This window comes from Paenibacillus sp. 10L310 (assembly GCF_056395745.1).
Window position 1 is genome coordinate 939979 of record NZ_JBFTKC010000001.1, and the last position, 13683, is coordinate 953661.

The 13683-nt window shown below is 45.3% G+C and carries 7 protein-coding genes; all 7 read left to right on the plus strand.

Annotated features, from left to right (window positions below; genetic code table 11):
* Nucleotides 1-244 precede the first annotated feature (244 nt).
* The 7 genes from AC1DE7_RS04500 to lacZ all read left to right on the plus strand — a co-directional run bounded on the left by AC1DE7_RS04500 (nucleotide 245) and on the right by lacZ (nucleotide 13638).
* Nucleotides 245-3325, plus strand: coding sequence for a X2-like carbohydrate binding domain-containing protein (locus tag AC1DE7_RS04500; RefSeq protein ID WP_477533813.1), 3081 nt, complete (start codon nucleotides 245-247; stop codon nucleotides 3323-3325).
* A gap of 271 nt (nucleotides 3326-3596) precedes the next feature.
* Nucleotides 3597-5144: a response regulator transcription factor gene (locus AC1DE7_RS04505; RefSeq protein WP_127543821.1), complete on the plus strand. Its 1548-nt coding sequence runs from the start codon at nucleotides 3597-3599 to the stop codon at nucleotides 5142-5144.
* A gap of 18 nt (nucleotides 5145-5162) precedes the next feature.
* Nucleotides 5163-6932 (plus strand): cache domain-containing sensor histidine kinase, encoded by a 1770-nt coding sequence (locus AC1DE7_RS04510; RefSeq protein ID WP_036609485.1) that lies wholly within the window; start codon nucleotides 5163-5165, stop codon nucleotides 6930-6932.
* Between the two features lie 342 nt (nucleotides 6933-7274).
* Nucleotides 7275-8573 (plus strand): extracellular solute-binding protein, encoded by a 1299-nt coding sequence (locus tag AC1DE7_RS04515; protein ID WP_427434051.1) that lies wholly within the window; start codon nucleotides 7275-7277, stop codon nucleotides 8571-8573.
* 131 nt (nucleotides 8574-8704) lie between these two features.
* Entirely contained in the window at nucleotides 8705-9604 is a 900-nt protein-coding gene (locus AC1DE7_RS04520) for a carbohydrate ABC transporter permease (RefSeq protein ID WP_427434049.1), read from the plus strand.
* The gene (locus AC1DE7_RS04525; protein ID WP_427434047.1) at nucleotides 9597-10427 is read left to right on the plus strand and encodes a carbohydrate ABC transporter permease; all 831 of its coding nucleotides are present in this window, start codon (nucleotides 9597-9599) and stop codon (nucleotides 10425-10427) included. Before AC1DE7_RS04520 ends, AC1DE7_RS04525 begins: the two co-directional genes overlap by 8 nt.
* Before the next feature lie 163 nt (nucleotides 10428-10590).
* The gene (gene lacZ, locus AC1DE7_RS04530; protein WP_477533814.1) at nucleotides 10591-13638 is read left to right on the plus strand and encodes a beta-galactosidase, LacZ type; all 3048 of its coding nucleotides are present in this window, start codon (nucleotides 10591-10593) and stop codon (nucleotides 13636-13638) included.
* Nucleotides 13639-13683 lie beyond the last annotated feature (45 nt).

The following is a 13683-nucleotide window of genomic DNA, read 5'->3' on the forward strand; positions in this document are numbered from 1 at the left end:
CAAAAATCGGAATTTCGACAGAGGGGTTTGGAGATTGCCAGCGAATGTTATTTATTGAAAGTATTATCCAGATAACCGCGAATCAAGAACAATTATGTAAGCGCTTAACAATATGACTGGAAGGGGGTGAGGCTTCTTGTATCAAGGGATGCATTGATTCGTCTGGCACGCCATCATCAGCACGATGAGACAGCGGGGATAGACCGAAATGCAGTAACGAAGTAGAAGAGGAGGATAAGTTAATATGAGAACGTTTATGGGGAAATTGCGAATGATGAGCCTGACGGTTGCTGTAGTAACCGCCTCGCTGGGAGGACTTGCTGGAACAACAGCGGCGGCACCAAGTGAAGCCTATGAGTGGAAAAATGTGGTGACGGGTGCAGGAGGCGGGTTTGTACCGGGCATTATTTTCAACGAGTCGGAAAAGGATCTGATCTATGCCCGTACAGATATCGGGGGAGCCTATCGCTGGAATGCGGCTGACGAGAGGTGGATACCCTTAACGGATTTTGTCGGCTGGGATGACTGGAACAAGAATGGTGTGGACGCACTGGCTACGGACCCGGTTGATCCCGATCGGGTGTATATGGCAGTTGGGACGTATACGAATTCGTGGGACCAAAATAATGGCTCCATCTTGCGCTCTACGGACCGGGGAGATACATGGCAGACCACAACACTTCCGTTCAAAGTGGGCGGCAACATGCCGGGACGTTCAATGGGAGAACGCCTGACCGTGGACCCAAATGATAACAGTATTCTGTATTTCGGTGCACGAAGTGGTCATGGGCTATGGAAAAGTACCGATTACGGTGTGACCTGGAACGAAGTCACAAGCTTCCCGAATCCGGGAAATTATGTGCAAGACCCTTCGAATGAATATACCAGTGACATCGTAGGTCTGGCATGGATTACATTTGACAAAACAACAGGTTCGGCAGGGCAAGCAACCCAGACAATCTATGTGGGTGTTGCAGATAAAGCTCAAAGCGTATATCGCAGCACAAATGGCGGCCTGACCTGGTCAGCTGTTGCTGGTCAACCTACAGGTTATATTCCGCATCATGGTGTGTTTGATTCAGACGGAAGCCTCTATATTACGTACAGCGATGGTGTTGGACCCTATGATGGGGCAAAAGGTGACGTGTGGAAACTGAATACGTCGACAGGTGTCTGGACCAACATCAGCCCTGTTCCAAGCAGCAGCACGGATAATTATTTTGGATATGGCGGATTGGCTGTTGATGCACAGAATCCCGGTACATTGATGGTTGCGACATTAAATTCCTGGTGGCCGGATGCCACCTTGTTCCGCAGTACAGATGGCGGAGCGACGTGGACACGCATATGGGAATTTGAAGGATATCCGAATCGGAAGTTACGTTATACACAGGATATTTCGGCAGCACCATGGCTCACATTTGGCACCAATCCTGCCCCACCCGAAACAACCCCAAAACTGGGCTGGATGATCGGTGATCTGGAGATTGATCCGTTTGATTCCGATCGCATGATGTATGGAACAGGTGCTACGATCTATGGAACGAAGAACCTGACAGACTGGGATGATGATGAAAAAATCAATATTTCAGTGATGGCGAAGGGGGTTGAGGAGATTGCCGTACTGGATCTGGTCAGCCCGCCAAGTGGTGCACATTTGATAAGCGGATTGGGAGATGTCTCCGGATTCCGTCATAACAATCTGGACCAGGCTCCAGCTACCATATTTACGAGCCCGAACTATCCTTCCACAGAAAGTCTGGATTTTGCAGAGTTAAGTCCAAATACGATGGTTCGTGTAGGTAAAGCAGATTATGCTGCTGATCCCAATGCAAAATCCATTGGTTTGTCCAGTGACGGGGGTACTACGTGGTATAAGGCCAATGCAGAACCTGCCGGCACAACCGGAGGAGGGACCGTAGCCATCTCTGCGAATGGTAACCGACTCGTATGGAGCACATCAGATAAAGGTGTACATTATTCGACTGGCGGCAATTCATGGACGGCAAGCACGGGCATACCTGCACAGGCGAAAGTGATTTCGGATCGTGTCAATCCAAACAAATTTTATGGATTTGCAGCGGGTAAAATCTATGTGAGTGTGAATGGTGGTGCTACTTTCACGGCATCATCTGCGACCGGACTTCCAATGGAAGGAAATGCCGATCTGGATGCCGTTCCAGGTGTTGAAGGCGAACTCTGGTTTGCAGGTGGTAGTGAGGAAGAAGGTCCTTACGGATTATGGCATTCCACGGATTCAGGAGCGACATTCACAAAGCTTGCCAATGTAGAGGAAGCAGATAGTATCGGATTTGGTAAAGCGGCCCCTGGGCAGAGCGTTGTTGCGTTATACACGGTTGCACAGATCGATGGAACACGTGGATTCTTCCGCTCCGATGACGGTGGTGCCAATTGGGTTCGTATCAATGATGATCAGCATCAGTATGCTCGTGTAACCACAATTACGGGTGATCCGCGTCTGTATGGAAGAGTATATCTCGGAACAAATGGCCGCGGAATTTTGTATGCTGACCGTGTTGGAGGTAACAACGGCGGAGGAGACGGCGGGGGTACTCCAGTGACCAACTCTGCGATTACACCGGTTACAGCCGAATTTGATCGCAAAGCAGGCAATCAGATTAATATTCCAGTCACGTTAACACTTAACGGCAATACACTTGCATCCATTCGCAACGGGAATGCAACGCTGGTTTCAGGTACAGATTACACGTTGACAGGCAATGAGGTCGTATTAAGTAAAAACTACCTGGCTTCACTTCCCAATGGCGCAGCGACGCTAACCTTTCAATTCAGCGCAGGTGCTCCTGCGACCTTGAATCTGCTCATTAAAGACACGACAGCAGCACCTGTTGGAACCATACGCATTGAGATGTTCAACAGCAACACTTCAGCGACGGGCAGTTCGATTAGTCCCAAATTCAAACTGACAAACACAGGTACTACAGCCTTGAATCTGTCTGATGTGAAAATCAGATATTATTACACGATAAACGGTGAACAGCCTCAGAACTTCTTCGCTGACTGGGCGACTGCTGGCAGTGCGAATGTAACAGGCACGTTCAGTGCACTCAATCCAGTTCGGACAGGTGCTGACCACGTGCTTGAGATTGGATTCACAGCTTCTGCTGGAACTCTGAATGCAGGACAAAGCACAGAAATCCATACGCGCATCTCCAAGAACAATTGGACCAACTATACGCAAACGGATGATTATTCTTTTGCAGGTAGCCAGACTTCCTATACGGACTGGTCCAAAGTCACTGGTTATATCGCGGGAAATCTCCAATGGGGAATTGAACCATAAGTGAGTGATTTAACGAAATAAAGGATTGAAATAAGGGTCCTGATTCGCCAGATGATCAAATGGCGAGTTGGGGCTTCTTATTTTGTCGAAATATAGTGTAAACTATAGATAGTTACCATTGCTTAAAGGATCGTTTTAGGATATAAAAAGATGTACAATTAATTTAGAATTAATGTAACCGCTAACACTGGAAAGTGTTTATAACCGATATATAATAGTTGGTATAGCCTGTACAGATATAGAGGAAAGATTAGACAAGGGGGTCGCGATCATGAACCGGTTGTGCAAGGTGCTGATTGTTGACGATGAGTTTCTGGTAAGACAGGGCATAAAGCACCATATGAACTGGGAAGCGGAAGGATTTATCATTGTGGGTGAAGCTTCCAACGGTGAAGAAGGATTACAGCAGGTGAACCTGTTAAAACCGGATATTGTGATCACCGACATTGTCATGCCTGTCATGGATGGGGAAACGTTTGTCCGTACACTAAAAGCCAGTAATCCGCAGATTGAAGTTATTGTACTTAGCAGCTTCAGTGAATTCGAGTATGTACGTTCAACGCTTCAGCACGGGGCAGCCGATTATATACTGAAACCCAAGCTGGATACAAATGAATTATTGCAAGTCCTTCAACGCACAGCGGGTAAAATTCCGGAATTACAGTTCGAGCCGTCGCACGATGGCTGGAGACTTGGGCAACTGATGGAGAAGATGCTGTCCGGATTTACACTGGATGAAGATAGCGAAATGCCGATCATTCGAGATACCTTTCCGTATGAATCCTTTCGCTTGCTGGTGTATAAACCCGTGGGTGCTGGAGGGAATCCACTGAAGATGGATCAGGAGCAGATTGAGTCCAAGCTCCGCTGTGATCTGCCTGAAGTAGAATGTGCAATGGTTCCCGCAGAGGGTACATTACCTGTGATGCTTCTTAATGTCGATCCTGCGAGAGATGAATGGATGCTTGAACGGATCAGACAGTTGGCCAGTGAAAATGCAACAGGAGAAGACAGTCCTGGTTGGGTGCTTAGTGAAAGCTTTACTTCATTTGAACAGATGGGTGTTGTTTACCGGGAACGCCTGATTAAGCTGATTGAATATCGTTTCTATTATAAGGATCGACCAATTCTGGTGTATGGTGAACTGCCTCCAATGCATTCCGCAGGTTACCAGTTTAATGTGAATATGTTTTTGCAGCATGTGAAGCGTAACCGGGTCGAAGCGGCAAGGGAGTATTTACAGGATCATGCAAAAACACTTGGACGGGATTATATTGCCGATGTTTTTGAAATCAAATCATTTCTCGGTAACTTGATATTTAACGTGACCATTACCCTCGCGGATATGGATGTTCAGTCTGCCGGGCTGGAAGAGAGTAAATATACGTATTTTAAAAATGTGGACGGGGCTTCAAGCCTGGACGAAGTCATGACTGTGCTTGACCAATTCATGACGGAAGTTCAGGAGTGCACCGTTGGTGCGGGTGGAAAACGAAGTGATCCCAACATGAAGATGTTGCTGGATTACATGCATGAGCACTTTGATCAGCCGCTCGGGCTTGCTGAAGTAGCCAAGCACTTTCATTTTAATCCATCGTATTTATCCAGTTATTTTTCATCTCACAAAAAAGAAGGATTTAATGAATACTTAAATAAAATTCGGATTGAAAAAGCCGAGGAATTGCTCCGATCCGATGATGTAACGATCTCTGAGATTAGCAGTATGGTAGGCTATTCCGATCATAGTTACTTTTGCAAAGTGTTCAAAAAATTCACCGGATTATCACCAAGCCGATACCGGCGCAAATTCTGGGCATAAAGTCAGAAGGATAAGATCATGAAGAAATGGATGAACCAATTATCTCGTCTCGGATTGTTTCCTAAGTTGTTTCTGGTTATGGTGGTCAGTATTGTCCTCGTTTCTGTACTCATCTTATGGACGACCATTCACATGTCAACCAATCTGTTTACTGAGACGTTCAGTATCACAAACTCCAAGGTGCTTAATCAGATCAAAACAAATTTTGAATCCTTTAATGAGGCCATTGCTGCCGTATCGAATAATGTGACGCAGAGTGGATCGATCCGAGGATTCCTGTCCGAAGGAGATGCCGATTCCCTCACGATGGCCAAATCCTTCTATAATATGAGGGAAACGATGGATCGAATTCAATCCATCACAGAATCCTACGAAGTCGGGATAACAATTATCGGGATTAATGGACGGAGCTATTCCACGAATCGTGCTCACCTTGAGTTGTCCGTGGATGAATTGAAGCAGGAGCCAATTACGATGGAAGCAGCTGAGACGCCGAGTCGTCTTATCTTTGATGTTTACCAAAACGAGGCAACGCTCGGGAGTCAGCAGATGATCTCTGCGACGAAAGCGTTGACGGACCGAACACGCAGCCGGATATACGGTACGCTCTATGTCACGATGAGAGAAGACATATTCCGGCAATTTTACAGCAGCTTTACAAGTCGTGGCAATGATGTGGTCATTATGAATGAAAAAGGTGAGATTGTATCATCGAATCGTGAAGACTGGATCGGAACAACTCAGCTGGATTTGCTATCGTATGCCCGGGATATGAACAACAACTCTCCGAGAAGTATTAATGCTCGTGTGATGGATCAGGATAGCGTTGTGTTATCCGAGTATTTACCGTTCTATCGGTTTTATATTGTCAATGTAGTGGATAAGGATCTGGCGATGGGTCAACTTATCGACATGAAGACGGTTGCCCTGATCTGTGCAGCTATCGTTGTGGGGGCACTCATCCTTGTGTTTCTCATCACCAGCCAGATTACCAAGTCACTGCGCAGACTTGTGAAGCAGATGTCCAACATTACAAAAAGTGATCTGGACAACTATATTCCGGTGAGCGGAAGCTACGAGAGCAGGCAGCTTGGTCATGCTTACAATTACATGCTTGATGAACTGCATGATTATGTGGATCAGTTAGTACAGACACAGCATGAACAACGGAATGCAGAGCTTGCGGCATTACAGAGTCAGATTAATCCTCACTTCTTGTACAATACACTTGCATCTGTCAAAGTTCTGGTGCAACAAGGCAACAAAGACAGGGCTGCGGAGACGATTAATGCATTAATTGGATTGCTGCAAAATACGATCAGTGATGTGAGTCAGACGGTTACAGTGGAACAAGAAGTCGAGAATTTGAAAAATTATGTCTTCATTAATCACGTCAGATATGGCGGCCGGATTAAAGCAGCTTTCTACGTGGCTCCGGATTGTACACACTATCATGTACCCAAACTGGTGATCCAGCCGTTTATCGAGAATGCATTTTTCCATGGATTCATCAAGAAAGAAACGGGTACGATTCATGTCATGGTTTCCAGAGCGGGAGAATCACTCATCTGTGAGATTATGGACAACGGGGATGGAATTGAAGGACTTGTCATGGGAGAAACGTTGCCCAATCCAAAGAACAATCGTCAACTATTCAGTGGGATCGGTATTCGCAATGTCCATGACCGTATTGAGTTATTATATGGTTCACCTTATGGTGTCACCATTATGAGTACGGTTGGGGAAGGAACGAGAGTCACTGTTACACTGCCTTTAATCACGAGTTGAATCGCAGCCTATTTTAATTGAATACAATCCAAATCGAGATCCCTCGTCGCTGTATTTCTACAGAAACGGGGGATTTTTATATGTCAGAGTTGAAATACTCACACATATTTGTACAAATTCAAGATCAAGATAATACAAAATCAAAAGAAATTACAAAAAACCAAATTTAATGCAAACGGTTTCTGTAAAGGTTTTCATTGTGGCAATAAGATGACAAATCCGCACAAAATTATTACTAACGAATGGAGATATGGGAATGATAAGATGAATACATCGAAAGCAACCGCTTTCAGAAAACGCAAACAAATTACACATAAAGAGGTCGAAGGGGAGTTGAATGTTTTGAAAAAAATGTGGGTATTGATGCTCGTAACCGTATTGCTGTTGTCCGCATGTTCATCCGGCGGTGGAGGTAAAGAAGCTGCAAGCGGTGGTGGTAGCGAGAAAGCAAAAGAAATTACGATCTGGGCTTGGGATAAAGCATTTAACGTCGCTGCTCTGGAGCAAGCTAAAGCCATTTATCAAAAAGAAAACCCTGATCTGAAAATCAACATCATTGAAAATGCTCAAGATGCGATCATTCAGAAGCTGAACACTGGATTGAACTCCGGAACAAGCAGCGGTTTGCCAAACGTAGTTCTGATTGAAGACTATCGTGCACAAAGCTTCCTGAGCGCTTATCCAGATGCGTTCAAGGATTTGTCTTCAACAATCAAAGCATCCGATTTTGCAGAGTATAAAATTGGACCAACTTCTTATGAAGGTAAACAATACGGTATTCCGTTTGACTCCGGCGTAGCTGGTTTGTACTACAGAACAGACTTGCTTGAGCAAGCAGGCTACAAAGCTGCTGACCTGCAAGATATCACGTGGGATGATTACGTCAAAATCGGTGAAGCTGTAAAAGCAAAAACGGGTAAAGAGCTTCTGTCTCTTGACCCGAACGACCTGGGTATCATCCGTATGATGATCCAAACTGCAGGTAAATGGTACACAGCTGAAGATGGTAAAACACCTGATCTGAACAACAACCCTGCATTGAAAGAAGCGTTCGTAACATACAAAAAAATGATGGATGCTAACGTTGTTAAATTGCACTCCGACTGGAGCCAATTCGTTGCCAACGCTAATAGCGGTGCCGTAGCAACAATTCCTACAGGTAACTGGTTCTCACCTTCTGTACGTCAAGAGGCTTCCCAATCCGGTCAATGGGCTGTAGCTCCAATGCCGAAAATGGCTGGGCAAGCAAACTCAGTACATGCATCCAACTTGGGTGGTAGCTCATGGTATATCATGAACGATGTTCCTGGTGCAGATCAAGCGGCTGACTTCATGGCTAAAACGTTTGGTTCCGACAAAGAGTTGTATCAAGAATTGTTGACTAAAATCGGTGCAATCGGTACTTACGCACCAGCTGTTGATGGTGAGGCATACAACAAACCAGACGAGTTCTTCGGTGGTCAAAAAATCTTCGCTGATTTCGCTAACTGGACTAAAGAAATTCCAAAAGTAAACTATGGTAGCAACACTTATGCAATTGAAGATATCTTGGTTGTTGAAATGCAAGCATACCTGAACGGTAAATCGATTGATGACGTTCTGAATGATGCACAAAAACAAGCTGAGGCACAATTAAACTAATATCCCAAGGTGACTTATAGAACCTAGGAAACATCGGAGCCGTCTCCCTTGTCTGGCGCAAGTCGAGCTGGGCATGGCGAGAGGCTCTGTAGGTTCTACCCATGTTGCATGGAAGAGAGAGGAGCCATACTGTGAAAGCCATAAATACAGGAGACAGTCTCCAAAAGAAAAATAATTTGACTGGATGGGCTTTTGTTTTGCTGGCTGTTGTCGGAATTGTAGCATTCTACTTCTATCCGATGATTCAAGCGTTGCTCTTATCATTCAAGTCTGGCAAAGGTGCCAACCTTGAGTTTTCGGGCCTCGCGAACTACAAAAGATTGCTCGTGGATACAACGTTCCGTACGGCATTATCGAACACGTTCATTTACTTAATCATTCAAGTACCTTTAATGATCATTCTCGGCTTGTTCATTTCCGTATTGCTGAATGACAGCACACTGCGTTTCCGCAGCTTTTTCCGTACTGCAATCTTCTTGCCGTGTGTAACTTCACTTGTTGCTTACTCGGTTGTATTCAAATATTTGTTTGCACCGGATGGTATGGTGAACCAGGCATTACTGGGCATGCACATTATCGGCACTCCAATTGAATGGATTACTGACCCATTTTGGGCTAAAATTACGATCATAATCGCCGTTACTTGGCGTTGGACCGGATATAATATGATTTTCTATCTGTCATCCTTGCAGAACATCGATCAATCGATCTATGAAGCAGCGAAGATTGACGGAGCGAATGCTTTCACTCAATTTTTCAAAATCACAGTACCATTGCTTAAACCGATCATTCTCTTCACGTCCATTACATCAACGATTGGTACACTGCAAATCTTTGATGAAATTATGAATATTACTAAAGGTGGTCCAGGTAACGCGACCATGTCGATTTCTCAATATATCTACAACCTTTCGTTTAAATATTCACCGGACTTCGGTTATGCAGCAACCGTTTCGTATTCCATCGTAATTCTGATCATTATATTGTCTATTATCCAGTTTAAAGTGGCAGGTGATAATAAAAATGGCTAAATCAAGAGCAAAACGCATTTTCACATATGTTTTCCTGTCCATCGTCGCTTTTATTTCAATCTTCCCATTTTTCTGGATGATCGTCAGTGCTACAAACAAATCGGTAGACGTGACTAAAGGCACTTTGGTGCCGGGCTCTGCTTTACTTGACAACATTAACAAACTGCTTGAAACCACGAATCTGGTACAGTCTTTGGGGAATTCAGCGATTATCTCGATTGTTTCCACTATTCTGGCTCTGTTGATTGGTTCCATGGCTGGTTACGGGTTCGAAGTATTCCGTACCAAGTCCCGTGATATCGTGTTTACCATCTTGCTCATGTCGATGATGATCCCTTTTGCAGCGATTATGATTCCGCTCTATCGCATGTTTGCAACGATCTCAAGTGCAGCACCTGTAATCGGTATTAACACCATGGCTTCGGTTATTATACCGACGATCACAACAGCATTCCTGATCTTCTTCTTCCGTCAGAACACTAAAATGTTCCCGAAAGACTTGCTGGAAGCTGGACGTATTGATGGTTTGAGCGAGCTGGGCATCTTCCTGAAAATCTACATGCCTACAATGAAAACAACGTATGCAGCAGCAGCGATCATTACATTCATGAGCAGCTGGAATAACTATCTGTGGCCGCTCATCGTATTGCAAACACCGGATCAGCAAACCATTCCGTTGTTGATCTCTAACCTCGGCGCAGGATACGCTCCGGATTACGGGGTTATCATGACCGCAGTTGTGATTGCAACACTGCCAACAGCAATTGTGTTCTTCATTATGCAAAAACACTTTGTTGCAGGTATGGTAGGTTCCGTGAAGTAATGAAAACAGCATAATCCGTGTAAATGACGGGTTCAGGAAAGAAGAGAGGACGTCAGTTATGGCGTACCTCTGTCTTTTTTGTTTGTTTATGTAAAGCAAAAAGGAAATCTAGATGCAACCTTGAATAAGTCAAACTATAACGTTTTAAAGGGAGAGAGAGCCGATGAAAGCAACTAAGGCAGATATCAACTGGTTGGGAGACGTAAGTGTATTTGAGGTGAACCGTCTTCCTGCCTATTCCGATCACCGTTATTACCAAACGATGGAAGAGGCTGTAGGTTCAGGTGCGATGTCTATGCGTTATGATCTGAATGGTACATGGAAATTCAACTATGCGATTCGGCCAGACAGCCGTTCTGAGTTTTTCTATACATCCGATTTCTCCAGTGAGGGCTGGGATGATATTGAAGTTCCTGGGCACATCCAGCTGCAAGGATACGGACAGATTCAATATGTAAATACACAATATCCTTGGGATGGCCTGAACGAAATTCGTCCGCCGGCATTGCCACAGGATAAAAATCCGGTTGGAAGTTACATTCGCACATTCCACCTGCCGACAGGTTGGGAGTCGAATCCGGTATATATTTCTTTCCAAGGTGTAGAGTCTGCATTTTATGTATGGCTYAATGGACAATTCGTAGGATACGGGGAGGACAGCTTCACGCCATCTGATTTTGACCTGACGCCATTCCTTCAGGATGGAGAGAACAAACTCGCAGTTGAGGTGTATCAACGCAGCACAGGAAGCTGGCTGGAAGACCAGGATTTCTGGCGTTTCTCCGGTATTTTCAGAGATGTGTATCTGTATACCGTCCCAACTGCACACGTTCGTGATGTTCATGTTCGGACAGATCTGGACAAGTCTTATACCAACGGTACATTGCAATTAGATTTGAAACTGGAAGGAAAAGCGGTTGCAGGAGCGCGAGTAGAGGCTGAACTTCGTGATCGTGAAGGCAATACCGTTAAAACGTTTGAGTCCAAAGTTAACGATGGGCAAGTAAGTCTTCGGGAAGATATTGGTACAGTGAATCTGTGGAGCGCAGAGATTCCATACTTGTATCGCCTTTATATTCGTGTATATGATGCTGCGGGTGCACTGGTTGAGGTAGTTCCTCAAGCCGTTGGTTTCCGTACATTCGAAATGATTGATAAAGTGATGCACATCAACGGTAAACGTATCGTATTCAAAGGTGTGAATCGTCATGAGTTCAACCCGCGTCGTGGACGTGCGGTTACGAAGGAAGACATGCTGTGGGATGTTCGTACGATCAAACAGAATAATATGAATGCTGTACGTACGTCACACTATCCAAACCAAAGTCTGTGGTATGAGCTGTGTGATGAATATGGATTGTATGTTATTGATGAGATGAACCTGGAGACACACGGATCTTGGCAGAAACTTGGTGCCGTTGAGCCCTCATGGGTTATTCCAGGTGACAAACCGGAATGGCATGATATCGTTATGGACCGCGCTGTATCCATGGTGGAGCGTGACAAAAACCATCCGTCCATTCTGATCTGGTCTTGTGGTAATGAATCACATGGTGGTGAAGTCATCTACAAAGTATCCCAATACTTCAAATCAGCTGATCCAACACGTCTGGTACATTACGAAGGTGTATTCCATGATCGCCGTTTCGATGAAACAAGTGATATGGAGACTCGCATGTATGCCAAACCGGCGGACATTGAGGAATTCCTGAATGCAAACCCGACCAAGCCGTATATCAGCTGTGAGTACATGCATGCCATGGGTAACTCTATTGGCGGTATGCACAAATATACGGAGTTGGAAGACAAATATCCGATGTATCAAGGTGGATTCATCTGGGATTACATCGACCAATCCATTTATAAAAAAGATCGTTACGGCAAAGAGTTCCTCGCTTATGGCGGAGATTTTGGTGATCGTCCATCAGACTATTCGTTCTGTGGCAACGGTATCGTCCATGCTGACCGTAAAGTAACTGCGAAAATGCAGGAGGTTAAATTCCTGTACCAGAATATCAAGCTGTTCCCGGATCGTGAAGGTGTCAAAATCGTGAACGGTAATCTGTTCGCAGATACATCTGCGCTGGAACTGGTATACAGCCTGGAGCGCGAGGGACATGAAGTGCTACGTGGAACATTGGAAGTGAACGTGGATGCCCAAAGCGAGACGGTAGTGAAACTTCCGCTGAGTGCAGAAGCTCTGGCGGGCGGCGAGTATGCTGTGAACACTGCATTTGTGTTAAAAGAAGCTACAATGTGGGCTGACAAAGGCGAAGAAGTGGCATTTGGACAGTTTATTTTCACCCAGGATCAGGTAAATGATGCAGTTGAAGTCGACTTGAACCTTGTAAGTGATGTACAAGTTATCGAAGGTGACGTTAACATTGGTGTTCGTGCTGGCAAGACACATGCGCTGTTCTCCAAACAGTTTGGGACACTGGTTTCCCTGAAATTGTCTGGTCGCGAGACGATTGCTGTACCACCTGCACCGCTCTTCTGGCGTGCAATGACGGATAATGACAAAGGTATGGCGATGGGCTTCGAACTGGGTGCCTGGTATGCAGCGAGCCTGATGCCACGTTCTGTAGAGTGGAAAGCGGAACAGAAACCGGATCAATACCGGATCGAGTTCACGTACAAGCTCAACATTTCGGAGGATGTACAAGTGAAAGTGGTATATACCGTTCATGCAGATGGAAGCGTGCGTGTGCATAATGCGTACAAAGGTACATCTGGATTGCCAAACTTGCCAATTCATGCATTGTCCTTCAGAACATCACCTGACTTCGAAAACGTGGAATGGCTGGCGATGGGACCCGAAGAAAACTATGCAGACCGCGCATTTGGCGCACGTCTCGGTATCCATGGCAGCAAGGTAGTTGATACCATGGCTCCATATCTGGTACCACAGGAATCAGGCAACCGTACAGGCGTACGTTGGGCCAAATTGACAGACAACGCGGGACGTGGCTTCAAAATTGAAGCATCAGGAACCCCGGTTGAACTGAATGTATCACCATATACGGCATTTGAGCTGGAGAACGCACAACATGCGTACGAATTGCCTCCTGTACACTATACGGTCGTGACTGTAGCGGGTAAACAAATGGGTGTTGGCGGTGATGACAGCTGGGGTGCTCCAGTTCATCCGGAATACCTGATCCCTTCGGACGGCGAACTGACATTTGAATTTGTCATTCGTGCACTGTAAGTAAAAGAATCGTACAGAATAAAGAATGTATACTATAAAGAACAG

Bases quoted from the DNA above. Each gene is read 5' to 3' on its own strand.
- AC1DE7_RS04510 (WP_036609485.1), top strand. From the start codon at position 5,163: ATGAAGAAATGGATGAACCAATTATCTCGTCTCGGATTGTTTCCTAAG.
- AC1DE7_RS04505 (WP_127543821.1), top strand. From the start codon at position 3,597: ATGAACCGGTTGTGCAAGGTGCTGATTGTTGACGATGAGTTTCTGGTA.
- AC1DE7_RS04500 (WP_477533813.1), top strand. From the start codon at position 245: ATGAGAACGTTTATGGGGAAATTGCGAATGATGAGCCTGACGGTTGCT.
- AC1DE7_RS04525 (WP_427434047.1), top strand. From the start codon at position 9,597: ATGGCTAAATCAAGAGCAAAACGCATTTTCACATATGTTTTCCTGTCC.